We start from the raw sequence: 25,087 nt of genomic DNA, 5'->3' as shown, positions 1-25,087 counted from the left end.
CGAGATGAGCACCCCGGACCCCAGCCCCGAGTGGGCCTTCGAGACCCGTCAGATCCACGCCGGCCAGACCCCGGACCCGACCACCAAGGCGCGGGCGCTGCCGATCTACCAGACCACGTCCTACGCGTTCGACTCCTCCGAACACGGCCGCAAGCTGTTCGCGCTCGAGGAACTCGGCAACATCTACACCCGGATCATGAACCCCACCCAGGCGGTGGTCGAGGACCGGATCGCGTCCCTGGAGGGCGGGGTCGGCGCGCTGCTGACCGCCTCCGGTCAGTCCGCCGAGACGCTGGCCATCCTGACCCTGGCCCAGGCCGGCGACCACATCGTCTCCTCGCCGCGGCTGTACGGCGGGACCTACAACCTCTTCCACTACACGCTGCCCAAGCTGGGCATCGACGTCGACTTCGTCGAGGATGCGGACGATCTGGAATCCTGGCGGGCGGCGGCCAGGCCGAACACCAAGGCGTTCTACGGTGAGTCGATCTCCAACCCGGCGCTGGACGTCCTGGACTTCGCCGGGGTCTCCGGCGTGGCCCACTCCGTCGGCGTGCCGCTGATCGTCGACAACACCGTCCCGACTCCGTATCTCATCCGACCGATCGAGCACGGCGCGGACATCGTGGTGCACTCGGCGACCAAGTACCTGGGTGGGCACGGCACCGCCATCGGCGGCGTCATCGTCGACTCCGGCAACTTCGACTGGCTGGCCGAGCCGGAGCGGTTCCCCGGGTTCAACCAGCCGGACCCGAGCTACAACAACATCACCTGGGGTCGTGACCTCGGCCCGGAGGGGCTGTTCAAGGCGAACGTCGCCTACATCTTCAAGGCCCGGCTGCAGGGCTTGCGCGACATCGGCCCGGCCATCTCGCCGTTCAACGCGTTCCTGATCTCGCAGGGCATCGAGACGCTGTCGCTGCGGGTGGAACGGCACAGCGCCAACGCCACCCGGGTCGCGCAGTTCCTCGCCGAGCGGGACGAGGTGGAGTCGGTGTCCTACCCGGGACTGGCGTCCAGCCCATGGCACGCGCTGCAGCAGCGGTACTCGCCGCTCGGTGGCGGTCCCATCGTGACGTTCGAGATCAAGGGCGGCGTGGACGCCGGTGCCAAGTTCTCCGACTCGCTGCGGCTGTTCACCAACCTGGCCAACATCGGCGACGTGCGCTCGTTGGTCATCCACCCCGCGTCCACCACGCACGGCCAGCTCAGCCCGGCCGAGCAGCTCACCACCGGCGTCACCCCGGGCCTGATCCGGTTGGCCGTGGGCACCGAGAACATCGACGACATCCTGGCCGACCTGGAGGCCGGGTTCCGGGCGGCCTCGTCGGCCTGAGCCGGTCCCGACCATGTCCGCAGCACCGGCCGGCCGGGCGTACGGGGACCGCACCGACCGGCGGCTGGTGTCCATCGGGGCGCTGACCACCGACGGTGGGGCGGTCCTGCCCGACGTCCGGATGACGTTCCAGACCTGGGGCCGGCTGGACGAGCGGCGGAGCAACGCCGTCCTGGTGCTGCACGCCCTCACCGGCGACTCCCACGTGGTGGGGCCGGGGGGGGGGCCCCGCCCCCCCCCCCCCCGGGGGGGGGGGGGGCGGGGGGGCCCCTCCCCCCCCCCCCCGGGGGGGGGGCCTCGTGGGCCGGGCCCCCCCCCGGCCGCTCGACCCGGCGCGGCACTTCGTCGTCGCGCCCAACGTGCTCGGCGGATGCCGCGGCAGCACCGGCCCGTCGTCGACCGCGCCGGACGGGCGGGCGTACGGATCGCGGTTCCCGGCGCTGACCATCCGCGACCAGGTCCGGGCCGAACAGGCGCTGGCCGACGCGCTCGGCATCGAGCAGTTCGCCGCGGTGATCGGTGGGTCGATGGGCGGCATGCGGGTGCTGGAATGGGCGGTCGGGGCGCCGGACCGGGTCCGCGCCGCCCTGGCCATCGCCACCACCGCTGCCGCCTCTGCCGATCAGATCGCCTGGTGCAGCACGCAACTCGCCGCCATCCGGGCCGATCCCGACTGGGTCGGCGGCGACTACCACCCGGGACCCGGACCGGACGCCGGCCTGGCGGTGGCCCGGCAGATCGCCCAGGCGACCTACCGGTCCGCGACCGAGTTCGGCTCCCGGTTCGGACGAGCTGCGCAGCCGGGGGAGGACCCGCTGCGCGGTGGTCGCTACGCCGTGCAGTCCTACCTGGACCACCACGGGGCCAAGCTGGTCGGCCGGTTCGACGCCGGCAGCTACGTGACGCTGACCGAGGCGATGAACCGGCACGACGTGGGCCGCGACCGCGGCGGGGTCACCGCCGCGCTGGCCCGGATCACCGCCGCCCTCACCGTGGTGGTGGTGGACAGCGACCGGCTGTACCTCCCCGACGAGGGACGGACCATCGCGACCGCACCGGCCACCCGGGAACTGGTCACCATCACCTCCGAGCACGGGCACGACGGGTTCCTGGTGGAGGCCGACCAGATCGCCGCAGTGGTGCGGTCCGTCGTCGATGAGGTGGTCGATCAGGTCGTCGATGAGGTCGTCGACGACGTGGTCGACCGGCCCGCGGGACCGGCCGCGGACCGGACGGTCGGCCGGACCGACCACCCGACGGCCGATCCGGTGCTGACCCGGGCGGGCCGTCCGGCGCCGGACGCCCCGTCCGGCGCCGGAGATCGCCCGTCGTAGGGTGGGCGGGTCCCGCCGGCGGGCCCGCGGGGCGCCCCGGGTTGCGCCCGTCGCGCCGGGCTCGACACCCGACGGTCCGCCCCCTGTACGTGGTGCAGGAGATCGAGTCCAGGAGAACAGCATGACCGTGCGCATCGGGTACAAGGCCTCCGCCGAGCAGTTCGGACCGACCGAGCTGGCGGCCTTCGCCGTCACCGCCGAACAGGCCGGGTTCGACTCGGTGTTCATCTCCGATCACCTGCAGCCCTGGCGCCACGACGGCGGGCATGCCCCGGCGGCGCTGCCCTGGCTGGGTGCCGTCGGCGCCCGCACCGAACGGGTCCTGCTCGGCACGTCGGTGCTGACTCCGACCTTCCGCTACCACCCGGCGGTCATCGCCCAGGCCTTCGCCACCCTGGGCTGCATGTACCCGGGCCGGATCATCCTGGGCGTCGGGTCCGGCGAGTCGCTGAACGAGGTGCCGCTCGGGCTGACCTGGCCGGAGGGCAAGGAGCGGTTCGCCCGGCTCAAGGAGGCCGTCCAGCTCATCGAGACGCTGTGGCGGGAGGACCGGGTCACCTTCGAGGGGACCTACTACCAGACCGACAAGGCCACCATCTACGACAAGCCCGAGGTCCCGGTGCCGGTCTACATCGGCGCCTCCGGCCCGGCCGCCACCCGGCTGGCCGGCCGGATCGCGTCCGGCTTCATCACCACCTCGGGCAAGCAGGACTCGCTCTACCGGGACACCCTCATCCCGGCGCTCACCGAGGGCGCCACCAAGGCCGGCCGCACGCTGGACGACCTGGACCTGCTCATCGAGATGAAGGTGTCGTTCGACACCGATGCCGACCGGGCCCTGCAGGACACCCGGCACTGGGCCGCGCTGGCCCTGACCCCGGAGCAGAAGAGCGGCGTCGAGGACCCGATCGAGATGCAGCGGCTGGCCGACGCGCTGCCGGTGGAGAAGGCGGCCTCCCGCTGGATCGTCTCCACCGACGCCGACGAGCACGTCGAGCGGATCAAGCACTACATCGACCTGGGCTTCAAGCACCTGGTCTTCCACGCCCCGGGGCCGGACCAGGACCGCTTCCTCAAGCTGTACGGCGAGCAGGTCCTGCCCAAGCTGCGCGCGCTGACCTGATCCCCGCTCCGAGCCGGCCGGACCCGGCCGGCTCCGGCCGGTCCGTCCGGGCGGTGGGTACGCCGGGCCCTAGGCTGGGGCCGGCGCGCTCGTCCCGTCGTGGGCGTCGCCGGGCCGGCCCGCTGCATGCGGCAGCGAGCCGGCCGACCCCGACCTCCGTGCGGCCGCCAGGCCCACGGCATCCAGCCCAGCCGAACACCCAGACCCGTAGTGAAGGGACGTGCCCAGTGGCGGCCATCGAACTCATCGGCGCTCGCGAGATCCTCGATTCCCGGGGCAACCCGACCGTGGAGGTCGAGGTGGCGCTGGACGACGGCTCGCTGGCCCGCGCGGCCGTGCCGTCGGGCGCCTCCACCGGCGAGCACGAGGCGGTCGAGCTGCGGGACGGCGACTCCGCCCGCTACCTCGGCAAGGGCGTGCAGAAGGCCGTCGAGGCCGTGCTCGACGAGATCGGCCCGGAGCTGATCGGCTACGACGCCATCGAGCAGCGCGTCATCGACCAGAAGCTCATCGACCTGGACGGCACCCCCGACAAGGGCCGGATCGGCGCCAACGCCATCCTGGGCGTCTCGCTGGCCGTGGCCAAGGCGGCCGCCGAGTCCGCCGAGCTGGAGCTGTTCCGCTACCTGGGCGGCCCGAACGCGCACATCCTGCCGGTGCCGATGATGAACATCGTCAACGGTGGCGCGCACGCGGACAGCGGCGTCGACGTGCAGGAGTTCATGATCGCGCCGATCGGCGCGCCGACGTTCCGCGAGGCGCTGCGCTGGGGCGCCGAGACCTACCACAGCCTCAAGGCGGTGCTGAAGAAGGCCGGCCTGTCGACCGCGCTCGGCGACGAGGGCGGGTTCGCCCCGGCCGTCGCCAACAGCCGGGCCGCGCTGGACCTCATCGTCGAGGCCATCGGCCAGGCCGGGTTCACCCTGGGCACCGACATCGCGCTGGCCATGGACGTGGCCGCCACCGAGTTCCACTCAGCCGGTTCCTACCAGTTCGAGGGCGCGTCGCACTCGGCCGACGAGCTCATCGCGTTCTATACACAACTGGTGTCCGACTACCCGATCGTCTCGATCGAGGACCCGCTGTCCGAGGACGACTGGGACGGCTGGGTCTCGATCACCGGCGCGCTCGGCGACAAGATCCAGCTCGTCGGCGACGACCTGTTCGTGACCAATCCGGAGCGGCTCGAGGAGGGCATCTCCCGCGGCGCGGCCAACGCCCTGCTGGTCAAGGTCAACCAGATCGGCACGCTGTCGGAGACCCTGGACGCGGTCACCCTGGCCCACGCCGCGGGCTACCGCTGCATGATGAGCCACCGCTCGGGCGAGACCGAGGACACCACCATCGCCGACCTGGCCGTGGCCACCGGCTGCGGGCAGATCAAGACGGGCGCGCCGGCCCGGTCCGACCGCGTCGCCAAGTACAACCAGCTGCTGCGCATCGAGGAGAACCTCGGTGACGCGGCGCGCTACCTCGGGGAGCTCGCCTTCCCGCGGTTCACCCCGGGAATCTGATCCGCTGATGGTCGCTGCGCCTCGACGGGACGGCCGAGCCGGTGCTCGGCCGGCCGCCCCCACGGCCCGCTCCGGGTCGGCGGGGCGCAGCGACCGGCTCGGTCGGTCCGGGTCCCGGCCCGCGTCGGGCCGACCCGGCACCGCCACCGCCTCGACCCGCTCCGGCACCCCCGCGGCCGGACGGGCGGGTGGGGCGCGTCCGCGCACCTCGGCCCTGGCCCGGCAGTTGGCGCTGCTCGGCCTGGTGCTGTGCGCCGTGGCCCTGGCCGTGGCCTTCCCGCTGCGCTCCTACCTGGACCAGAAGGCCGCGCAGGCCGAGTCCGTCCAGGCGCAGCAGCACCTCGAGGAGCAACGGGATGCGCTTGACGCGCAGATCGCCGCGCTGCAGGACCCGGACTACCTGCGCACCGAGGCCCGGCGCCGGCTGCAGCTGGTGACGCCGGGCGAGACCGTCTTCACCGTCTACGCGCCTGGCCTGGAGGCGCCCGCACCCACCGTGGCCGCGCCGCCGGAGCCGTCGCTGCCCTGGTACCAGGAGCTGTGGGACACGGTCAGCCAGCCGGGTGCCGGGACCGACGTCACGGCATCCGGTGCCATCACGGGCGCGTCCGGTGCCGGCTCGGGCGGGTCCTCGCTGGCCGAGCAGCCCGGTGGCTGAGCCCGTGACCGAGCCGGTGTCCGATCCGGGCACGACCGCACCGACCGCCGATCCGTTGACCTCGGCGGACCGGGCCGCCCTGGTCCGCGAGCTGGGCCGACCGCCGCGCGGGGTGCTGGCCGTGCGGTACCGGTGCGACCACCAGGTGCCGGCCGTGCTGCAGACCGCGCCCCGACTGCCGGACGGCACCCCGTTCCCGACCCTGTACTACCTGTGCTGCTCGGCCGTCAACGCCGCGGTCAGTCGGATGGAGTCGGCCGGGCTGATGCGGGAGATGACCGATCGGCTCGGCGCCGACGACGACCTGGCCGCCCGGTACCGCGCGGCGCACGAGGCCTACCTGGCCGAACGGAACGCGATCACCGACCTGGGCACCGCGGTGTCGGCCGGCGGCATGCCCGACCGGGTCAAGTGCCTGCACGTGCTGGTCGCCCACTCGCTGGCCGTCGGTCGCGGGGTCAACCCGCTGGGCGACGAGGCGGTGGACCGGCTGGGCGAGTTCTTCCGCGGGGAGCCGGCCTGCGCCCGACTGGACGCCGCGCCGTCCGAGCCGGACGAGGCGCCGTGAGTACTTCGGGCTCGGTGCGGGTGGCGGCCATCGACTGCGGCACCAACTCCATCCGCCTGCTGGTCGCCGACATCGCCACCGGACCCGACGGCCGACGCCGGCTGACCGACGTGCACCGGGAGATGCGGGTGGTGCGCCTCGGCGAGGGGGTGGATGCCACCGGCCGACTGGCGCCCCAGGCGCTGGACCGCACCTGGCGGGCGCTGGCCGACTACACCGCCGTGCTGCGCTCCTGCGGAGCCCAGTTCGTCCGGATGGCCGCCACCTCGGCCACCCGGGACGCGCAGAACCGCGCCGACTTCGTGGCCATGGTCCGCGAGACGCTCGGCCAGGACCCGGAGGTGATCACCGGACAGGAGGAGGCCGAGCTGTCCTTCATCGGCGGCGTCGGCGACGTCGACCCGGCCGGCGGCCCGTTCCTGGTCGTCGACATCGGCGGCGGCTCGACCGAGATGGTCACCGGCTCGGTGGTCGACGGACGGCCCGAGCTCACCGGCGCGGTGAGCCTGGACCTGGGCTGCGTCCGGATCACCGAGCGCATCCTGCGCGGTGACCCGCCGACCGCGGCCGAGCGCGCCGAGGCCCGGGACTGGGCGCGCGGCCTGCTGACCGGTGGCCTGGCCCAGCAGCCGATCGCCCGCACCGCCCGGTTCATCGCGGTGTCCGGCACCGCCACCACCGTGGCCGCCGCGGCCCGGCGGCTGCCCCGGTACGACCCGGCCGTCATCCACCTCTCGGAGATCGGCTCGGCGGACGTCCGGCGGGTGGCCGACACCATGCTGGCGGCCACCCGCGCGCACCGGGCCGTGCTGCCCTTCATGCACCCCGGCCGGGTCGACGTCATCGGCGGCGGCTCGCTCATCCTGGCCGAGCTGCTCGACCTGGTCGGCACGGCCACCGCGGGGCGCCCGCAGGGCCCGATCACCACCGTGACCGTCTCCGAGCACGACATCCTGGACGGCTTGGCGCTGTCGTTGGCGTGACCGTGTGACGTCCCGGTCCGCGCTCCGCAGACGTTTCTGTGGTCCGATCGGGTGAAATTCGATCACGATGCGCAGGTGTCGTTTCCAGACACTCGACCCGAAGGACGGTCGAACCCCTACGATTCGCCCGAACGGGACACAGCTCGTTCACCTTGATCCCGGGGGATGCGATGAAGCGCGTGAGCGCGGTGCTGTTCGCGGTGTTCGTGATGTTCGTGGGGGTCACCGCGCCGGCCGGTGCCGCCGTCCGGTGGCCGGCCAAGCCGTCGGCGCCGGCCGCGCTGACCGTGACCCAGACCGGGCCGGCCACCCTGCAGGCGAAGTGGCAGGCGCCGGCGTCCGGCTCGGCCGGGGTGTTCGGGTACCTGGTCACCGCCGTCCCGACCAAGCAGGGGGCCGGCCCGTCGACGGTCCGCGTCGTCCCGCGTGTGCTGCGCAGCCTGACGCTGGCGGCCAAGGCGGGCGCGCAGTACCGGATCCAGGTGCTGGCGCTGAGCTTCCGCGGCCTCAGCCAGCCGGCCACCGCGACCGTCACCCTGACGGCGCCGGCCACCCCGCCGGCCGCACCGACGAAGCTGACCGTCAGCACCGACGGGCAGCCGACCGGATCGGCGAAGATCGGCTGGTCCGCGCCGGCCACCACCGGCGGATCGCCGATCACCGGCTACCGGGTGGTCGCCAAGGCTGCCGGTCAGCCCGATGTGGGCCCGGTGGACCTGCCGGCCACCGCCACCGGCACGGTCCTCACCGGCCTGGTGCCGGGGGTGCAGTACACGGTCTCGGTGACCGCCTCGTCGTCCGCCGGAGCCGGCGCCGCGGCCACCGCCACAGTGACCGCGCCGGAGCCGGAGCCGGAGCCGACCGGGCTGCCGCTGGTGGCCATCGACACCGCGACGGACCGGCTGGTGAAGATCGTGCCGGGCGCGCAGCAGGAGATCACGCCGCTGAGCGACACGACGTTCGCCGAGGACGCCCAGATCGTGGTCAACGGCGACCGCGTCGCCGTGCTGGACGACGCGGCCGATGCCGTCACCGTGCTGGACCTGACGGCCGGCACGACCCGGACGATCGCCACCGGGACCGGCGATCTCGACGTCGCACTCGGCGTTGACGGGACCGTGTTCCTGGTCGACGGATCCAAGCTCCGCCGGATCCCGGTGACGGGCACGGAGACCGTGCTCGCCACCGACATCGTCGGCGGGGAGGTCGGGGTCGACGCCGCCGGCACCGCCACCGTCTTCTCGGACGGGGCGAGCGACACCCAACTGCGCCGCAGCGACTTCCCGGCGAACGGCGGCCCTCGGGTCGTCCGTCCGCTCCCGGACAGCCAGTACATCGAGGACATCACCGAGACCGCTGACGGCACCATCATGTTCCAGCGGATCGCCAACGGCGCCAGCGGGTCCCGGTTGTACCAGCGGTACGCGCCGAACGCCGTGACCTATCAGGCCGTGCCGTTCGTCCGCTACGCCTACGACTCGGCGACCTTCACCGCCGGCGGCGATTTCTACCGCATGCAGACCCAGAGCCGCTGCTCGGTGCCGGTGCCCAGCTGCGTCGAGGACCTGTCGGTCAAGGACGTCCAGCTGTTCGCGGCCGGCACGACCACGCTGCAGACGATCCCGCTGAACGACCTCCCCGGTCTGGTGCCGTTCACGGTCGACGCCGACGGCGTGCTGTCCGCGGCCACCGCGGACGGACTGCTGCGCTACGCCCCCGATGGCGGCGACCCGATCGCCACCGTCCCGGGGTCCTTCGCCGGCGTCCAGGCGTTGGGCGTCGCCGCGAACTGACACCGCGCCTCGCACCACCGTCCGGGCCCGGCGTGCCGATCTGGCACGCTGGGCCCGGTCTCGTTCCGGGCGCCGGCCGGGTGCGGGATCACCGCCCCCGTAGCCCAACCGGCAGAGGCAGGCCCCTTAAAAGGGTCCGAGTGTGGGTTCGAATCCCACCGGGGGCACGGGTGACGTGTGCTCCGGCGCGACGGGCTCAGCGCAGCCGGAACCGGGCGCCGTCGGCGTCCCACTCCACCGCGGGCGTGTCGAACGCGGCGGCGATGGACCCGTCGGCGGCCAGCTCGCGCAGTGGGCCGCTGACCGTCCGGCCGCCGCCGATCAGCCAGGCGTCGCCGTCGGCCCGCACGGCCAGTTCGACGTCGTGACTGGTGACCAGCACCGGGATCGACCGCTGAGCGGCGATCCGGCCGAGTACGGCCAGCAGCTCGAGGCGGGCCGGGGCGTCCAGGAACGCGGTCGGCTCGTCCAGCAGCAGCGCACCCGGCTGCTGGGCCAGGGCGCGGGCGATGAGGATGCGCTGCCGCTGGCCGTCGGACATCCGGGCCAGGGGCCGCTCGAGCAGGTGCGCGGCGCGGACCGCGGCGACCGCGGTGTCGATCGCCTCGCGGTCGGCCGGCCGCAGCCCGCCGGCGGGCCGGCGGTGCGGGTACCGGCCGAGCTCGACGACGTCGGCGCCGCGCAGCAGGCCCGGATCGAACCGGTCGGTGAGGACCACGGCCAGCCGCGCGGCCCGCTCCCGCGGCGGCAGGGCCAGCAGGTCCTGCACGCCCAGCCGGACGGTCCCGCCCAGCACCGGCTGCAGCCCGGCGATCGACCGCAGCAGCGTCGACTTGCCGCAGCCGTTCGCGCCCAGCAGCACGGTGACCCGGCCGGCGCGGGCGGTCAGGTTCAGGTCGCGCAGCACCACGGCGGGGGAGCGGCGACCGCCGAGGCCGCTCCCGGGATAGCCGACAGTCACGTCGGTCACGGTCAGGTCGGCGCCGGTGGCCAGATCCTCGCCGGTGAGCTCGGGCACCGCCATCACACCGCACCGGCTGACAGCGTCCGGCTGCGCAGCAGCGCGGCGATGACCACCGGTGCGCCCACCACCGCGGTGACCACGTTGAGCGGCAGCACTCCCTCGCCGGCCGGCACTTGGGCGAGCACGCCGCAGAGCATGCAGATGGCCGCGCCCAGCAGCACGCAGGCCGGCACCAGCAGCCGGTGGTCGGCGCGTCCGACCGCGACCCGGGCCAGGTGCGGCACCGCGATGCCCAGGAATGCGATGGGTCCGCAGAAGGCGGTCACCGTCCCGGCGATGAGCGCGGTGGCCACGATGACCAGCCAGCGCAACTGGCGGACGTGCACGCCCAGGCTCGCCGCGTACCGCTCACCCAGCAGCATCGCGTTCAGCGGCCCGGCCAACGTCCAGGCCAGCACCACGCCGAGCCCGACCGCCGGGGCCAGCACGACCAGGTCGGGCCAGGTCACCCCGCTCACCGAGCCCATGCCCCACAGCACGTACTTCTGGATGCGGCTGGGATCGGAGAAGGCCAGCAGCAGCGACACCACCGCGCCGCTGGCCGCCCCGATCATCACGCCGATCAGCAGCAGGGTGACGACCGACCGGACCCAGCGGCCCAGGACCAGCACGATGACCAGCACGGCCAGCGCGCCGACCGCGGCGGCGGCCACCGTGGCCAGCCGTCCGGTGGCGCCGAAGCTGATGAAGGTGGCCGCGGCGGACCCGCCGCCCAGCACCGAGATCGCCACCCCGAGTCCCGCGCCGGAGGACACCCCGAGGATGTACGGGTCGGCCAGCGGGTTGGCGAACAGCGTCTGCAGCAGCAGCCCGGCCACGGCCAGTCCGGCGCCGACCACCGCGGCGGTGGCCGTCCGGGGCATCCGCACCTGCTGGATGAGGACGGTGGTGGTGGGGTCGGCGCCGCCACCGGTGAGGTACCGCAGCGTCGAGCCCAGCGGGATGGCGACGGACCCGACACACACCGACACCAGGGTGGCCAGGACCGCGAGCACGAGGAGCACCGCCAGCACCGCGGTGGGACGGGACTTCAGCACGGTCGCGTCAGGAGAGCCGCAGGTAGAAGGCGAAGTCGTGGCCCGGCGCGGTGTCGGGGTGCAGGATCGCCACCAGGTCGCCCAGGATGAGGTCGGGCCGGGCGACGCCCAGCTCGTAGTAGTTGTTGCCGCCGGCCGCGGTGACGTCCGCGGCCGCGTTCCAGACGTTGCCCGCGGTGAAGGCCGCGAACTCGGCCACCCGCGGCTCGTCGGCCAGTGCCTCCGCCGCCGTCGTCCAGGTGGTGCTGGCCAGCCAGACCGGATCGGCCTGGGCCCGGGCCAGCACGCTCTCCAGGTCGGTGCTGATCGACCCGGTGCCGGACTCGTCCGCCCAGGCCGTGGTGCCGCCCGCGTCGGCCAGCAACCGGGCGCCGTACGAATCACCGGCCGGCACGTACCAGGTGCCCTGGTAGGGCTGACCGGGCACCACCGGGACGGGGCTGCCGGCCGGGACGGAGTCCTTGATGCGCTGGTAGTCGGCGGTCAGCTGGTCGAAGAAGGTCGCGGCCTCGGCCTCGGTGCCGGTGAGCGCGGCGAAGTACTTGACCCACTCGGCCCGGCCCAGCGGGTCGTTCTCCAGCCATTCGGCGTCGGCCAGCACCGGGACGCCGGCCGCGGAGATGGTGGCGTAGGCCGGGTCGTCGGTGCCGGCGGTGATCACCACGTCGGGCCGGCCGGCGATCACCGTCTCGGCGTCGACCGTGCCGGCGGCCGCGTACTCGGCCACCTCCGGATCGGCCACCCGGGCCTGCACCTCGGGTTCGCTGATCAACGCCTTGGACGCGACGCCGGTCAGTGTGTCGAGCTGGTCCAGGATCGGGAAGTTCGGCAGGTGCGAGGTGGAGCCCGAGTACACCGAGCGCACCGGCGTCGTGACGACCGTGGCGCCGGCCAGCTCGCCGGTCAGCTCGGGCGTGGGGGCGCCGCAGCGCAGGAGCACGTACGACTCGGGCGAACCGCCCTGCGTCGGCTGCTGCACGGTGAGCACCTGGTACGACCCGTGGTAGCTGAGGTCGAAGTTCTCGGCGTGGGTGAGCGTGGACTTGTCCGGGAAGTAGTCGGCGGCCGGGTCGAAGTCGACGACGCAGCCGTCCGGGCCGATGGTCCCTGCCGGGCCGTCCGCGGCGGCGCCGCTCGTCCCGGGAGCGCCGGACGAACTGGTCGCCGGGCCCGTCTCGATGCTGGTCGGAGCGGGGTCGTTCCCACCGGACGAGCACCCGGCCAGCAGCAGTGCGGCGGTCGCCGTGACGGCGGCGGCGCGCAGGGAACGCCGCGGGGCGCGGACGACGGCAGGGGATGGCGACACCGGAGCTCCTCGACGACCGACCTGGGGGGTCCGGAGCCGAGCGGGGAACGGGCGGCAGCGCAGGCGGCGGCCCGGACGCCCGCGACCGTCCCTCGCGGTCCCGAACGGCGCCGGCCGGCGGCCGCGCGCACCGATGGCAGGTCTTCGGACTCCCGGGCGTTCCGGGCGCCAGGCCCGGGTTCCTCCCGCCACCGCTTCCCGGGTTCGTCGGACCCAGTGCTGGACCTCGCGCCCGGCCTTCGTGGGGCCGGTGCGAGCGTGGTGGCGGTCGTTCCTCGGTCACCGCTGCGGGGCAGCCCCGGATTCGCACCGGGTTCCCTGTTGTCCCGGCCACCGACCGGCGGACGGACCATCAGCGGTCCGGACACTACCGCACGGACCGTCACGTTCGGTGATCAACAGTCACGCGCTGCGCGGGACCGAGACACGGCCCTGGGGAAGGACCACCGCGAGGACCGGCACCGGGCCGGGGTCGGGACGGTCCGGACGACGCGCGCGTACCGTGACCGCACCGATCATCCAGCCCGACCGACGACCTCCTGGAGGCAGCCGTGCCCGACTCCTCGACCGGACCGGCCCCGCAGTCCGACGCCGGATCGAACGGCGACGTGCAGGTGGTGGACAACCCGGCCGAGCGCCGGTTCGAGGTCCACGTCGACGGCCGGGTCGCCGGCTTCGTGACCTACGAGTGGCAGGGCGCGGGCGATGCCGGGGTGCTGGTGCTGCCGCACACCGAGATCGATCCCGCCTTCGAGGGCCGCGGCCTCGGTTCGATCCTGGCCCGCGGGGCGCTGCAGGCCGCGCGGGACGCCGGTGCGTCCGTCGTCCCGCTGTGCCCGTTCATCCGCCGCTACCTGGAGCGGCACCCCGAGGAGCAGGACCTGGTGCCGGCCGACCAGCGCGAGCGGTTCGGCCTGCCCACCGGCTGAGGCCGGCCCGGCCGGATGATCACCGGACCGGCTCGGCGACCGTCGGTCCGACCGGTCGCCTCCGACCGGTGACACCGGAACGCGATCGGGTGGCGCCGCGGTCCGGTCGGGAACCACCGGCGACCTCGATGCGTTGGTGGTGTCGGGTACCTCGTACGAGGTGCCCACTCAACGGTTCACGTGTTCGGCTCCCGGAGGTTCGTCGTGCAGAGCAACAATCCTGCCTTCAGCAAGATGGAGAAGGTGATCGACGCGCAGCGGCAGACAGCGCCGAGCGCCGATTACCTGAACCAGATGTACAACACGCCGCCCGCGGCGGCCCCGGCTCGCGAGCGCTTCCTGACCATCGACGACGTGGTGGCCAAGACCGCCACCGTGCTCGGTGTCGCCCTGGTCGCCGGCGTGGCCACCGCCTGGGCCAACGCGACCTGGCTGGCGCTGCCCGCGCTGATCGTCGGCTTCGTGCTGTCGCTCATCGTCATCTTCAAGCAGTCCAGCAACCCGGGGCTGATCCTGGGGTACGCGGTGGCCGAGGGCGTGCTGCTCGGCGCCATCACCGACCTGTTCAACAACATCTACCCGGGCATCGGGCTGCAGGCGATCGTCGGCACTGCGGGTGTGTTCGCCGGCATGCTGGTGATCTACAAGACCGGTGCCATCCGGGTCACGCCGAAGTTCACCAAGATGATCATCGGCGCGATGATCGGCATCCTCGCGGTGTTGGCCGTGAACCTGCTGCTGGGTCTGTTCGGCGTCGACACCGGGATCCGCAGCGGTGGCCCGCTGGCCATCGTGGTCTCGCTGGTGATCATCGTGGTCGCCGCGTTCAGCTTCCTGCTGGACTTCGATGCCATCGACAAGGCGATCAAGGCCGGTGTCCCGGCCAAGACCGCCTGGTACTTCTCCTTCGGGTTGATGGTCACCCTGGTGTGGCTGTACCTGGAGATCCTGCGGCTGCTGAGCTACTTCCGCGACTGACATCCTGGTCGGTGTGACCCGCCGGCAAGACCTCCCAGGCCCGCAGTTCGACGACCTCGTGCGTCGGCTGCGGGCCTGGCCCGTCTCCGCCTGGCGGCACGGCGACCGCGAGGCCGCCGCGCGTCGGGCCCTGCAACAGCTGGCCGATCTGACTGCGCCAGCGGACGCCGATCGGCCGGTGCCGGACGCCGGTGTGCACGCGTTGGCCGACCAGCTGGTGGTGCTGGTCGCCGACGCCCGCCGCGACGGCGCCGATCCGGTGGCCGTCGACGCAGTGCTGGCCGAGCTGACGGTCGTCCTCGGTTGGGCCGGACGCGGCTGACCGTCGCCCCGGGGGGTCAGCCGCCCGAGACCGGCGTGCGCTCGGCCAGCCCGGCGACCACCTCCGGCAGCAGGGCGGCCACCGCTCGGGCGTAGCCCGGTCCGGACGGATGGAACCCGTCCGCGGCGAACAGGTCCGGGCGACCGGCGAACTCCGGACTGACCAGCCGACCGATGGCCACCGCCCGGCCACCGGCCGCGGTCACCGCCCGTTCCTGCAGTTCGGCCAGCCGGCGCGACCACTGGTGCAGCACGGTCCGCAGCGGTTGCGGGATGGGCGCGATGACGCCGAAGTCCGGGCAGGTGCCCACCACGACCGGGATGCCCTGCCCGCGCAGGGTGGCCACCGCCTCGCCGAGCCGGTGGGCCGAGCGGTGCGGTGGCACCTTGTCCCGGATGTCGTTCGCGCCGACCACGATCACCACCACGTCGGGGGCGGCGGGCAGCGCCGCGGCCAGCTGCCGGGCCAGGTCGGCCGCGCCGGCACCGACGACGCCGCGGGTGACCAGCCGGACGGGCCGGTCGGTGCGGGCGGCCAGCCCGACGGCCAGCACCACCCCCGGCAGTTCCGCGGCGGTCCGGCAGCCGTACCCGACCGCCGTCGAATCACCGACCATGGCCACGGTGACCGTCCGCCGCGCCCCGGGACCACCGCCGGTGGACCGGTACGGGCCTGTCCCGTCCGGTCGGTACACCCCGTCGCCCCGCGGCAGCCGGACCTGGGCCGCGGTGTCGCCCGCGCGCTGGGCCGGACCGCCCACCGCGCCGGACACCGACGGCGTCAGGGTGCCGTCCCGGCGGGCGGCCTCGAGCGCGGCCGCCTCGATGACCCGGGTGGCGGTGCGACCCTGCCGGGCCAGCGTCAGCCCGAGGGCACCGGTCAGGCCGGCCGTGACGCCGGCCAGCAGGCCGGTGCCCGCGACGACCGTGCGCAGCCGGCGGGCCGGGGGGTGATCGGCGGGAGCGGAGCGCTGACCCATGGTCCGGATCTTCGCACCGCGGTCCGGCCCGGGGCACCGGGCGTCCGGCGCGGCGGCGTGGTGATCGGCGGGTGACGGCTGGTGATCCACCCCGACGGCCGGGGGACGGCGCCGGGGATGCCGGCCGGACGGGATCCGTCCGCCCGGCTGGATAGGCTGCGCGGCGTGCGCTACGCGAACTCGGTGGTCGACCTGGTCGGCAACACCCCGCTGGTCAAGCTCGGGCCGCTCACCGAGGGCCTGGCGCCGTTGGTGCTGGCCAAGGTCGAGTACGTCAATCCCGGTGGCAGCGTCAAGGACCGCATCGCGCTGCGGATGATCGAGGCGGCCGAGCGGGAGGGGCTGCTGCGGCCGGGCGGCACCATCGTCGAGCCGACCAGTGGCAACACCGGCGTCGGTCTGGCCCTGGTCGCCCAGCAGCGCGGCTACCGCTGCGTGTTCGTCTGCCCGGACAAGGTCAGCGAGGACAAGCGGAACGTGTTGCGGGCGTACGGCGCCGAGGTGGTGGTCTGCCCGACCGCGGTCGCGCCGGAGGATCCGCAGTCGTACTACTCGGTGTCGAACCGGCTGGCCGAGGAACTGCCGGGTGCCTGGAAGCCGGACCAGTACTCGAACCCGAACAACCCGCTGAGCCACTACGAGACGACCGGCCCGGAGATCTGGCGGGACACCGAGGGCCGGGTCACCCACTTCGTCACCGGCGTCGGGACCGGCGGCACCATCTCCGGCACCGGCCGGTACCTCAAGGAGGTCTCCGACGGCCGGGTCCGCGTCATCGGGGCCGATCCGGAGGGCTCGGTCTACTCGGGTGGCACCGGCCGGCCGTACCTGGTCGAGGGGGTCGGCGAGGACTTCTGGCCGGAGGCCTACGACCGGTCCATCGCCGACGAGATCGTGGCGGTGTCCGACGCCGAGTCGTTCGCGGTGACCCGGCGGCTGGCCCGCGAGGAGGGCCTGCTGGTCGGCGGCTCCTGCGGCATGGCCGTGGCGGCGGCGCTGCGGGTGGCGCAGCGGCTCACCGCGGACGACGTCCTGGTGGTGCTGCTGCCCGACGGCGGCCGCGGGTACCTGTCCAAGATCTTCTCGGACGGCTGGATGTCGTCGTACGGCTTCCGCAGCGACGCCGGGCAGGCCGAGCCGGAGGCGACCGTCGGTCAGGTGCTGCGGCGCAAGAGCGGGACCCTGCCCGCGCTGGTGCACACCCACCCGAACGAGACGATCCGCGACGCGGTGGAGATCCTCCGCGAGTTCGGCGTGTCGCAGATGCCGGTGGTGTCCGCCGAGCCGCCGGTGATGGCCGGTGAGGTGGTCGGCGCCGTCTTCGAGCGCGATCTGGTCGACGCGCTGTTCACCGGACGGGCGTCGCTGGCCGACGCGGTGTCCCGACACATGGCGCCCGCGTTCCCGCTGGTCGGCTCGGGCGAGCAGGTGTCGGCCGCCCGGGAGGCGCTGCAGACCACCGACGCAGTCATGGTCGTCGAGGACGGCAAGCCCGCCGGCGTGCTGACCCGGGCCGACCTGCTCACCTTCCTGAGCAGCTGACGCCGCCGGCGCCCGGGACGCCGCGAGGGCGGCCCCGCCGCAGCGGGACCGCCCTCGGGGACGATCAAGCCGGTCCGATCAAGCCGGTCCGATCAAGCCGGTCCGATCAAGCCGGTCCGATCAAGCCGGTCCGATCAAGCCGGTCCGATCAAGCCGGTCCGATCAAGCCATGGCTCCGGCGCCGGAGGCGGCGAGCTTGCGCTCGGCCGCGGCGGCGACGCGCCGCTGGCTCTCCTGCGGGGTCCACAGGTCCTCGTACTCCGAGTGGATGTCGCGGAGCTTGGGGATGACCTTCTCGCCGAAGAGGTCGACGTTCATGGCCGCCGTCTCCTCGTCCAGGTTGCCGATGTGCATGGCGGTGATCAGCTGACCGATGCGCAGCTCGGTGGCCAGCTCGCGCACACGCTGCTCCACCCGCTCCGGGGTGCCGGCGATGATGTATCCCAGCTCGTCGTACTCCCAGAAGGACAGCTCGCCCTTGGCCGCCTTGGCCCGCTGCTCGGCCGAGATGGTCTTCGACCGGTTGAGCATGGCGCGCACCGACGGGAGGCTGTTGTACCCGGGAGGGGCCGCGAACTCGGGTGCCACGGGGTTCTGCCGGTAGAACGACCGGACGGCCTCGTAGTACTTCTCCTCGGCCTCCTTGTCGCTGTCCGCGGTGCAGATCAGCTGGGTGAAGGCCATCCGGTTTGGGTTCATGTTCGCCCCGGTGGACTCCGTGTACTCCCAGAACTCGTTCACGATGGGCAGCGCGCTCTGCTTGCCGGAGAAGGACAGGTAGCCGTAGCAGTAGTCGTTGTCGTTGACGACGTCCCAGGTCTCCACCGAACCGGAGCCCGGAACCCAGATCGGGATGTTCTTCTGGATCGGCCGCGGCCAGATGTTGACGTAGCGCAGCTTGTTGTAGGTGCCGTTGAAGGCGAACGGCTCCGGCTCGCTCCACGCCCGGGTGATCAGCTCGCGCGCCTCGTGGAAGCGGTCGCGGACCTCGACCGGCGGCATGCCGTAGGCGAACGAGCTGTCCTGCGGGGTGCCGAAGACCATGCCGGCGATGAGGCGGCCGCCGGACAGGGTATCCAGGGTGGCCATCTCCTCGGCGATCCGGACCGGCGGGTTGTACAGGGCCAGCGAGTTGCCGCAGAGCGCGATCGCCGCGTTCTCGGTGGTGGCCGCGAGCACGGCGGCGAACAGGTTCGGCGACGGCGACATCGCGAACGAGGTCTGGTGGTGCTCGTTGAGCAGGACCGAGTCCCAGCCCTGCCGGTCCGCCTGCTGCATCAGCCGCAGGTACATCCGGTAGTCCTCGCCGACCAGCGTGGGATCGAACGACGTCATGGGCGGATCCACCCAGGCGCTGTGGACGGTGTCCCCGTAGTCGTCGGCCAGCTTGGTGTAGAAGAACTCCGCGAACCAGTGGAACTTCATCGGTCCAACCCTCCTGGAGGTGTGCCGGCCCGTCCGGGCCGGATCGTTCGAGCGGTCGTGACCCCGTGGGCAGCGTCGCCGGGGAACCGTGCGCGGACGACACGAACGACCATTCGTATTCTTGCATCGCGGTCCAGGCGGGGGGAGTCCCGGGGCCGATCCGTCCTGTGTGTCAGCCGGCTCACCCTGCTGACGGAGCCTCGCGCCAGTCGAACTCCAGCTGCCGAGCGGTCCGCTCCGCCAGTTCCCGGCCGGCCAGCTGGTCCACCAGATGCAGCGACATGTCGATGCCGGCGCTGATGCCGCCGGAGGTGACCACGCGGCCCTGATCGACCCAGCGCACTCCCGAGCGGACCTCCAGTCCGGGGTACCGGGCGGCCAGGTCGTCCTGGTCCTCCCAGTGGGTGGTGACCGGACCGCCGGTGAGCACGCCCGCCGCGGCCAGCAGGAACGCGCCGGTGCACACCGACGCGGTGATCACGGCCGTGCGGTCGGCGCTTGCGATCCAGGCCAGGGTCCGGTCGTCGGCGAGAGCCGCGTCGACCACGCCGCCGGGCACGACGAGCACGTCCGGCCGGATCGGATCGCCGAAGTCGTGGTCGGGCAGCACGGTCAGGCCGGCCCGGGCCTGCACCGGCCCCCGGCCGGGGGCCACGGTGACCACGGTGAACGGCTCGGGCGCGCCCGCCCGCTGCGCCATCCGGCTGGCCGTGGTGAACACCTCGACGGGTCCGGCCAGGTCGAGCGCCTCGACGTCGGGGAAGCAGAGCACCGCGACGAGCAGCGGTCGGTGATGGGACGGCGTGGGGGACGGCGTGGGGAACGGCGTGGGGAACGGCACGGACACGGGGCCTCCGGTCGGGTCGGGTCGGCGCGGGACGGTGGGTCGTCGCTCGGGGCCGACCTGCCCGGACCGGCCACGGATAGCCTGGACCACATGGACGCCGGTCGAGACGACAACCAGCAGGACGGGTTCGCGACCCGGGCCATCCACGCCGGCCAGGAGCCCGAAGCGGGCACCGGGGCGGTCGTGGTGCCGATCTACCAGACGTCCACCTTCGCCCAGGACGTCACTGGGCAGACCCGGGCCGGCTACGACTACTCGCGGGCCGGCAACCCCACCCGCACCGCCCTGCAGGAGGCGCTGGCCGCCCTGGAGGAAGGTCGGCACGGCGTCGCGTACGCCTCCGGCATGGCCGCCCTCGACGCGGCGCTGCGCACGATGCTGCGCCCCGGTGACCATCTGATCATCCCGAACGACGCCTACGGCGGCAGCTACCGGCTGGTCAACTCGGTGTTCGCGCCCTGGGGGGTGCAGTTCACGCCGGTGCCGCTGGGTGACCTGGACGCGGTCCGGGCGGCGATCCGGCCGGAGACCAGGGTGGTGCTGTGCGAGACGCCGACCAACCCGCTGCTCGGCATCGCCGACATCGCCGGCCTGGCCCAGCTGTGCGCGGAGGTCGGGGCCGGCGCCCCGAAGCTGGTGGTGGACAACACCTTCGCCACGCCCTACCTGCAGCGTCCGCTCGCCCTGGGTGCGGACGTGGTGCTGCACTCGACCACCAAGTACCTGGGTGGTCATTCCGACGTCATCGGCGGCGCGCTGATCACGTCCGACGACGCCCTGGGCGAGGCGTTCGCGTTCCAGGCCAAGGCGGTCGGTGGGGTGTCGGGCCCGTTCGACGCCTGGCTGACGCTGCGCGGGCTCAAGACGCTGGCCGTGCGGATGGACCGGCACTGCGACAACGCCGAGGCGGTCGTCGAGCTGCTGCGCGAGCACCCTCGGGTGGCCCAGGTGTACTACCCGGGGCTGGACGCCCACCCGGGGCACGATGTCGCGGCCGGGCAGATGCTCCGGTTCGGCGGCATGGTGTCGTTCCGCGTGGTCGGGGGCCAGCACGAGGCGACCAAGGTGTGCGAACGGACCCGGCTGTTCACCCTGGCCGAGTCGCTCGGCGGGGTCGAGTCGCTCATCGAGCACCCCGGCCTGATGACCCACATGAGCGTGGCCGGATCGCCGCTCCAGGTGCCCGACGACCTGGTGCGCTTGTCCGTCGGCATCGAGGACGTCGACGACCTGCTCGCCGATCTCGCCGACGCGCTGGACTGATCCGGCCGTGACCGAGCTGCCCCCGGACCTGCCGGTGCTGGTCACGGCGGATGAGATCGCCGCTGCGGCAAGATTGCTCGAGCCGGTGGTGCGGCGCACCCCCATGGAGTCGAGCCGGCCGCTGGCCGAACTGGTCGGCGGCCCGGTGTTCCTCAAGTGCGAGAACCTGCAGCGGACCGGGTCGTTCAAGATCCGCGGGGCGTACACCCGGATGGCCCGGCTGTCGGCGCAGGAGCGGCGGGCCGGAGTGGTGGCCGCGTCGGCCGGCAACCACGCCCAGGGCGTGGCGCTGGCCGCGCAGCTGCTCGACCTGCCGGCGGTGGTGTTCATGCCCGAGGGGGCGTCCATCGCCAAGATCGCCGCCACCCGGGCGTACGGCGCCACCGTGGAGCTGACCGGCGCCACCCTGGACGACGCGCTGGTCGCGGCGCGGGCGCATGCCGATCGCACCGGTGCGGTGCTGGCGCACCCGTTCGACCATCCCGACCTCCTCCGCGGGCAGGGCACCGTCGGTCTGGAGATCCTCGAGCAGGTGCCGGAGGTCGCGACCATCGTGGTGGCCGCCGGCGGGGGCGGGTTGATCAGCGGCGTCGCCGCCGCGGTACGGACGCTGCGCCCGGACGTGACGATCGTCGCCGTCCAGGCCGAACGGGCCGCGGCCTGGCCCGGATCGCTGCAGGCCGGGCGGCCGGTCCGGTTGACCGAGATGGCCACCATGGCCGACGGCATCGCGGTGGGGGAGCCGTCGGCGTTGACCTTCGGGCACGTCCGGCAGCTGGTCGACGAGGTGGTCACCGTCGGCGAGGACGACCTGAGCCGGGCCATGCTGCTGTGCCTGGAGCGCGCCAAGCTGGTGGTGGAACCGTCCGGTGCCGCCCCGGTCGCCGCGATCATGACGGCGCCGCACCGGTTCCCGCCGCCGGTGGTCGCCGTGCTGTCCGGCGGCAACGTCGATCCACTGCTGTTGCTGCACACCATCCAGCACGGGCTGGCCGCGGCCGGCCGGTTCCTGTCGTTGCGACTGCGGATCTCCGACCGGCCCGGTTCGCTGGCAGCACTGCTGGACGCGATCGGTCGCTGGGGCGGCAACATCCTGGACGTCGAGCACTCCCGGGTGCTCACCTCGCTGCCCGTCGGGCAGGTGGAGGTGTCCCTGCGGATGGAGACCCGGGGCGCCGAGCACTGCGCGCTCATCGGCGACCGGCTGCGGGAGGCCGGCTACCGGGTGCTGGAGACCGACTGACCGCAGGGCCCCGGGCGCACAGGCACGGTCGCCGCCCGCTCGGCGCGGATGCCGGCCACGATCAGCCGGAGCCCGACCGCGAAGCCGGCGTCGTCCGCGAGCACCGCGTCCGCGAGCACCGAGTCGGCGGGTATCGCGGCGTCCGGGGTCGCGTCGGGAGTGGATCCGAGCAGCGCTCCCGCCGCGTCGGCCTGCAGGTGCAGTTGCTCGTCGGCCGTGTGACCGAAGACGAAGTGCAGCAGGGTCCGGGCCGCGGTGTCGGCGAACGCCGCGGAGAAGCCGGCGTCGCGGAGGATGGCGACCAGCCGGGTCAGCGGGGTGCGGGCGCCCATGCCGAAGGCGAAGACCGTGGCGACCACATCGGCGCCGTCCCGGTAGGCCAGCATCGCGTTGCGCAGGCCGGCGCAGACGGCGCTCACCGCGGCCGCCCAGTCGCCCGGCCGATCCGGGGCCGTGGAGACGACCGGAACTGGGGCGACATCGTCGTGACGGCGCAGGATCTCGTCGGCCACCGCGGCCAGCAGGCTCTGCTTGTCGCGGAAGTGGTGGTACAGCGCGCTGGGCTGCACGCCGAGTTCGGCGCCCAGTCGGCGCATGGTCAGATCGACCAGGCCGTGCCGGTCCAGCACCTGCAGGGCGGTGGTCACGACGTCGTGGCGGCTGTGGCGCACCCCGTCCTCCTGTCATCCCGGTCACTGGCGTTGACCGGACCCGGCACTCACCCTAACCTGAACGCCGTTCACCTGACCACCGTTCAGGTCGACCCCGACGCTTCCCGATCCAGGAGTCCCCATGCCCCCCGCCTCGCCGCAGCCGTCGAGCGCTGAGTCCGTGCCATCCGTGCCATCCGTGCCATCCGTGCCATCCGTGCCATCCGTGCCGTCCCGCCCGTCCCGGGCCCGGCGGCGCAGCCCCGCCACCGACATCGCCCTGATCGCCGGCTTCGCCGCCCTCATCGCGGTCTGCGCGCTGCTGCCGGCCATCCCGGTGGGCGGCCTGGTGCCGATCACCCTGCAGACCTTCGGGGTGCTGCTGGCCGGCGCTGTGCTGGGCGCCCGGCGTGGCTTCCTGGCCGTGCTGCTCTACCTGGCCGTGGGCGCCGCCGGGCTGCCGGTGTTCTCCGGCGGCAAGGCCGGGCTCGCGGTGTTCGCCGGCCCGACGGCCGGCTACCTGGTCGGGTTCGCCTTCGCCGCCGCGCTGTGCGGGTTCCTGGTCGAGCGGTTGCCACACCGCACGGTGCGCACCGGCGTGCCCGCCGTCTTCCTGGCCGGGCTGATCAGCAGCGCGCTGTTCATCCACACGTTCGGCATGGCCGGGCTGGTGTTCCGGGCCGACATGACCTGGGGGCAGGCGTTCAAGGCCGATGCGATCTTCTGGATCGGCGACGTCATCAAGAACGTGCTGATGGCCTTCGTGGCCACCGCCGTGCACCGCGCCTTCCCGGACCTGCTGCCGCAGCGCGGCCGCATCGGTCGGTCGGCGAGCACGCCGGCGGGCCGACCGACCCCGGCGTGACCCGGATCGAGTTCGACGACGTCACCGTCCGCGCCGTCACCGCCGACGGCGACCGCACCCTGCTGGCCGGGGTGTCGGCGGTGCTGACCGAGTCACGTGTCGCGCTGATCGGCCCGAACGGCTCCGGCAAGTCGACGCTGGCCCGGCTGGTGAACGGCCTGGTCGAGCCGGCCGAGGGCCGGGTCCGGGTGGACGGCATCGACGTCACCGAGCACGCCGCGCAGGTCCGCCGCCGGGTCGGGTTCGTCTTCTCCGACCCGGCCGCCCAGCTGGTCATGCCCACGGCCGCCGAGGACGTCGCCCTGTCGCTGCGCACCCGGCACCGCAGTTCCAAGGACCGGCGCGCGGCCGCGCTGGCCGTGCTCGAGTCCTACGGCCTGACCGAGGTGGCCGACCGCAGCGTGCACAGCCTGTCCGGTGGGCAGCGGCAGCTGCTGGCCCTGGCCGGGGTCCTGGCCACCGACCCGTCGGTCCTGGTCGCCGACGAGCCGACCACCCTGCTGGACCTGCGCAACAGTCGGCGGATCGGTCAGCTGCTGTTCGGCCTGCCCCAGCAGCTGCTGCTGGTCACCCACGACCTGGAGCTCGCCGCGCAGTGCGACCGGGCGCTGCTGGTCGAGGACGGGCGCGTCGTGGCCGACGGCCCGGCCGACTCCGTGGTCGACCACTACCGGGCGCTGGCGTGACCGGGCGGCTGGCCGGCGGCGCGCTGCTGGGGCTGTACCGGCCCGGCCGCACGCTGCTGCACCGGCTGCCGGCCGGAGCCAAGTTGCTCGGTCTGCTGGTGTTCGGGGTGGTCGCGGTGGTGCTGTCCGGCCCGTGGACGGCCGTGGCGGTGCTGGCCGCGGCGGCGGCGCTGGCCGCCTGGTCGGGCATGGGCCTCCGGGTGCTGCTGCACACGCTGCGCGGACTGCTGCTGATCGCGGTGCTGCTCGGCGCGTTCCAGGCCTGGCAGCGGGGCTGGCCGGCGGCGGTCGAGTCGGTGGCGGACCTGGTCGCCCTGGTGCTGGCGGCCACCGTGCTGACCGCGACGACCCCGCTGGACGCGCTCCTGGACACGCTGACCCGGCTGCTGCGGCCGGCCCGCCGCGTCGGCGTCGACCCCGAACTGGTCGCCCTGGCCTGCTCGCTGATGATCCGGGCGGTGCCGATGACCCTCGACCTGGCCGGTCAGACCCGGCAGGCCGCGGTGGCCCGGGGGCTGCAGCGCAACCCGCGGGCCCTGGTCACGCCGATGGTGGTGCGGGTCGCCGCCCAGGCCCGGGCCACCGGCGAAGCCCTGCAGGCCCGGGGCATCGGCGACCGGGACTGACCCGGTCGCCCGGACGCGGCAGGCCCGGACCGCGAACGGTCCGGGCCTGCGCGGCG

The 25,087-nt window shown here is 73.5% G+C and carries 24 protein-coding genes, 1 tRNA gene and 1 riboswitch; of the genes, 18 read left to right on the top strand and 7 right to left on the bottom strand.

Features of this window, described 5'->3' with window-relative positions:
- The first annotated feature begins 4 nt into the window (after positions 1–4).
- The 9 genes from JL106_RS15130 (at position 5) to JL106_RS15090 (ending at position 9,476) form a co-directional block, all read left to right on the top strand.
- Positions 5–1,336, top strand: coding sequence for a bifunctional o-acetylhomoserine/o-acetylserine sulfhydrylase (locus tag JL106_RS15130; RefSeq protein ID WP_205261570.1), 1,332 nt, complete (start codon positions 5–7; stop codon positions 1,334–1,336).
- Positions 1,337–1,635: 299 nt separating this feature from the next.
- Positions 1,636–2,670, top strand: coding sequence for a homoserine O-acetyltransferase MetX (metX, locus tag JL106_RS15125; RefSeq protein WP_328842514.1), 1,035 nt, complete (start codon positions 1,636–1,638; stop codon positions 2,668–2,670).
- Between the two features lie 121 nt (positions 2,671–2,791).
- Positions 2,792–3,793, top strand: coding sequence for a glucose-6-phosphate dehydrogenase (coenzyme-F420) (gene fgd, locus JL106_RS15120; RefSeq protein WP_205261569.1), 1,002 nt, complete (start codon positions 2,792–2,794; stop codon positions 3,791–3,793).
- A gap of 227 nt (positions 3,794–4,020) precedes the next feature.
- A complete protein-coding gene (eno, locus tag JL106_RS15115; protein WP_205261568.1) occupies positions 4,021–5,307 on the top strand; it encodes a phosphopyruvate hydratase in 1,287 nt (428 codons plus the stop codon).
- Positions 5,308–5,314: 7 nt separating this feature from the next.
- Positions 5,315–5,965 carry a septum formation initiator family protein gene (locus JL106_RS15110; protein ID WP_205261567.1) on the top strand — a complete coding sequence of 217 codons (651 nt, stop codon included), beginning with the start codon at positions 5,315–5,317 and terminating at the stop codon, positions 5,963–5,965.
- Between the two features lie 55 nt (positions 5,966–6,020).
- On the top strand, positions 6,021–6,533 hold the full coding sequence (locus tag JL106_RS15105) for a DUF501 domain-containing protein (protein WP_205261739.1): 513 nt from the start codon (positions 6,021–6,023) through the stop codon (positions 6,531–6,533).
- Positions 6,530–7,516: a Ppx/GppA phosphatase family protein gene (locus JL106_RS15100; protein WP_328842510.1), complete on the top strand. Its 987-nt coding sequence runs from the start codon at positions 6,530–6,532 to the stop codon at positions 7,514–7,516. Before JL106_RS15105 ends, JL106_RS15100 begins: the two co-directional genes overlap by 4 nt.
- 179 nt (positions 7,517–7,695) lie before the next feature.
- On the top strand, positions 7,696–9,309 hold the full coding sequence (locus JL106_RS15095; protein ID WP_205261566.1) for a fibronectin type III domain-containing protein: 1,614 nt from the start codon (positions 7,696–7,698) through the stop codon (positions 9,307–9,309).
- A gap of 93 nt (positions 9,310–9,402) precedes the next feature.
- Positions 9,403–9,476: transfer RNA gene (locus tag JL106_RS15090), tRNA-Leu, on the top strand.
- 29 nt (positions 9,477–9,505) lie between these two features.
- Here JL106_RS15090 and JL106_RS15085 read toward each other — a convergent pair.
- The 3 genes from JL106_RS15085 to JL106_RS15075 are packed head-to-tail and all read right to left on the bottom strand — an operon-like array spanning position 9,506 to position 12,676.
- Positions 9,506–10,333: an ABC transporter ATP-binding protein gene (locus JL106_RS15085; RefSeq protein ID WP_205261565.1), complete on the bottom strand. Its 828-nt coding sequence runs from the start codon at positions 10,331–10,333 to the stop codon at positions 9,506–9,508.
- The gene (locus tag JL106_RS15080; RefSeq protein ID WP_205261737.1) at positions 10,333–11,367 is read right to left on the bottom strand and encodes a FecCD family ABC transporter permease; all 1,035 of its coding nucleotides are present in this window, start codon (positions 11,365–11,367) and stop codon (positions 10,333–10,335) included. Before JL106_RS15080 ends, JL106_RS15085 begins: the two co-directional genes overlap by 1 nt.
- Before the next feature lie 10 nt (positions 11,368–11,377).
- On the bottom strand, positions 11,378–12,676 hold the full coding sequence (locus JL106_RS15075) for an ABC transporter substrate-binding protein (RefSeq protein WP_205261564.1): 1,299 nt from the start codon (positions 12,674–12,676) through the stop codon (positions 11,378–11,380).
- Positions 12,677–12,794: 118 nt separating this feature from the next.
- Positions 12,795–13,045, bottom strand: a riboswitch (cobalamin riboswitch).
- A 182-nt stretch (positions 13,046–13,227) separates the two neighbouring features.
- Between JL106_RS15075 and JL106_RS15070 the strand changes: the two genes are divergently transcribed.
- The 3 genes from JL106_RS15070 to JL106_RS15060 all read left to right on the top strand — a co-directional run bounded on the left by JL106_RS15070 (position 13,228) and on the right by JL106_RS15060 (position 14,905).
- Positions 13,228–13,605: a GNAT family N-acetyltransferase gene (locus JL106_RS15070; RefSeq protein ID WP_205261563.1), complete on the top strand. Its 378-nt coding sequence runs from the start codon at positions 13,228–13,230 to the stop codon at positions 13,603–13,605.
- A 204-nt stretch (positions 13,606–13,809) separates the two neighbouring features.
- Positions 13,810–14,583, top strand: coding sequence for a Bax inhibitor-1/YccA family protein (locus tag JL106_RS15065; protein ID WP_328842508.1), 774 nt, complete (start codon positions 13,810–13,812; stop codon positions 14,581–14,583).
- Positions 14,584–14,596: 13 nt separating this feature from the next.
- A complete protein-coding gene (locus JL106_RS15060; protein ID WP_205261562.1) occupies positions 14,597–14,905 on the top strand; it encodes a hypothetical protein in 309 nt (102 codons plus the stop codon).
- A gap of 16 nt (positions 14,906–14,921) precedes the next feature.
- Here the strand turns inward: JL106_RS15060 and JL106_RS15055 are convergent, their stop codons facing one another.
- On the bottom strand, positions 14,922–15,884 hold the full coding sequence (locus JL106_RS15055; RefSeq protein WP_205261561.1) for an SGNH/GDSL hydrolase family protein: 963 nt from the start codon (positions 15,882–15,884) through the stop codon (positions 14,922–14,924).
- Between the two features lie 165 nt (positions 15,885–16,049).
- Between JL106_RS15055 and JL106_RS15050 the strand changes: the two genes are divergently transcribed.
- Entirely contained in the window at positions 16,050–17,426 is a 1,377-nt protein-coding gene (locus JL106_RS15050; protein WP_205261560.1) for a cystathionine beta-synthase, read from the top strand.
- A 162-nt stretch (positions 17,427–17,588) separates the two neighbouring features.
- Here JL106_RS15050 and JL106_RS15045 read toward each other — a convergent pair whose 3' ends face one another.
- A complete protein-coding gene (locus JL106_RS15045) occupies positions 17,589–18,851 on the bottom strand; it encodes an LLM class flavin-dependent oxidoreductase (protein ID WP_205261559.1) in 1,263 nt (420 codons plus the stop codon).
- Positions 18,852–19,032: 181 nt separating this feature from the next.
- Positions 19,033–19,692: a DJ-1/PfpI family protein gene (locus JL106_RS15040; RefSeq protein WP_407940181.1), complete on the bottom strand. Its 660-nt coding sequence runs from the start codon at positions 19,690–19,692 to the stop codon at positions 19,033–19,035.
- 96 nt (positions 19,693–19,788) lie between these two features.
- Here JL106_RS15040 and JL106_RS15035 point away from each other — a divergent pair, with 96 nt between their 5' ends.
- A complete protein-coding gene (locus JL106_RS15035; RefSeq protein ID WP_205261557.1) occupies positions 19,789–20,961 on the top strand; it encodes a cystathionine gamma-synthase in 1,173 nt (390 codons plus the stop codon).
- 7 nt (positions 20,962–20,968) lie between these two features.
- Positions 20,969–22,204 (top strand): threonine ammonia-lyase, encoded by a 1,236-nt coding sequence (ilvA, locus tag JL106_RS15030; protein ID WP_328842505.1) that lies wholly within the window; start codon positions 20,969–20,971, stop codon positions 22,202–22,204.
- On the opposite strand, the gene JL106_RS15025 is transcribed toward ilvA, so the two are convergent.
- Positions 22,180–22,875 carry a TetR/AcrR family transcriptional regulator C-terminal domain-containing protein gene (locus JL106_RS15025; RefSeq protein ID WP_205261556.1) on the bottom strand — a complete coding sequence of 232 codons (696 nt, stop codon included), beginning with the start codon at positions 22,873–22,875 and terminating at the stop codon, positions 22,180–22,182. The two genes, ilvA and JL106_RS15025, sit on opposite strands and share 25 nt — an antisense overlap.
- 196 nt (positions 22,876–23,071) lie before the next feature.
- Between JL106_RS15025 and JL106_RS15020 the strand changes: the two genes are divergently transcribed.
- The 3 genes from JL106_RS15020 to JL106_RS15010 are packed head-to-tail and all read left to right on the top strand — an operon-like array spanning position 23,072 to position 25,031.
- Positions 23,072–23,719: a biotin transporter BioY gene (locus JL106_RS15020; protein ID WP_328842503.1), complete on the top strand. Its 648-nt coding sequence runs from the start codon at positions 23,072–23,074 to the stop codon at positions 23,717–23,719.
- A complete protein-coding gene (locus JL106_RS15015) occupies positions 23,716–24,405 on the top strand; it encodes an energy-coupling factor ABC transporter ATP-binding protein (RefSeq protein WP_328842501.1) in 690 nt (229 codons plus the stop codon). The genes JL106_RS15020 and JL106_RS15015 overlap by 4 nt, the downstream gene beginning before the upstream one ends.
- Positions 24,402–25,031 (top strand): energy-coupling factor transporter transmembrane component T family protein, encoded by a 630-nt coding sequence (locus JL106_RS15010; RefSeq protein WP_205261554.1) that lies wholly within the window; start codon positions 24,402–24,404, stop codon positions 25,029–25,031. The genes JL106_RS15015 and JL106_RS15010 overlap by 4 nt, the downstream gene beginning before the upstream one ends.
- Positions 25,032–25,087 lie beyond the last annotated feature (56 nt).

It is taken from the genome of Nakamurella leprariae (genome assembly GCF_016918035.1).
GTDB classification, from domain to species: Bacteria; Actinomycetota; Actinomycetes; order Mycobacteriales; family Nakamurellaceae; genus Nakamurella; species Nakamurella leprariae.
This window is presented reverse-complemented; position numbering and strand designations above follow the sequence as displayed.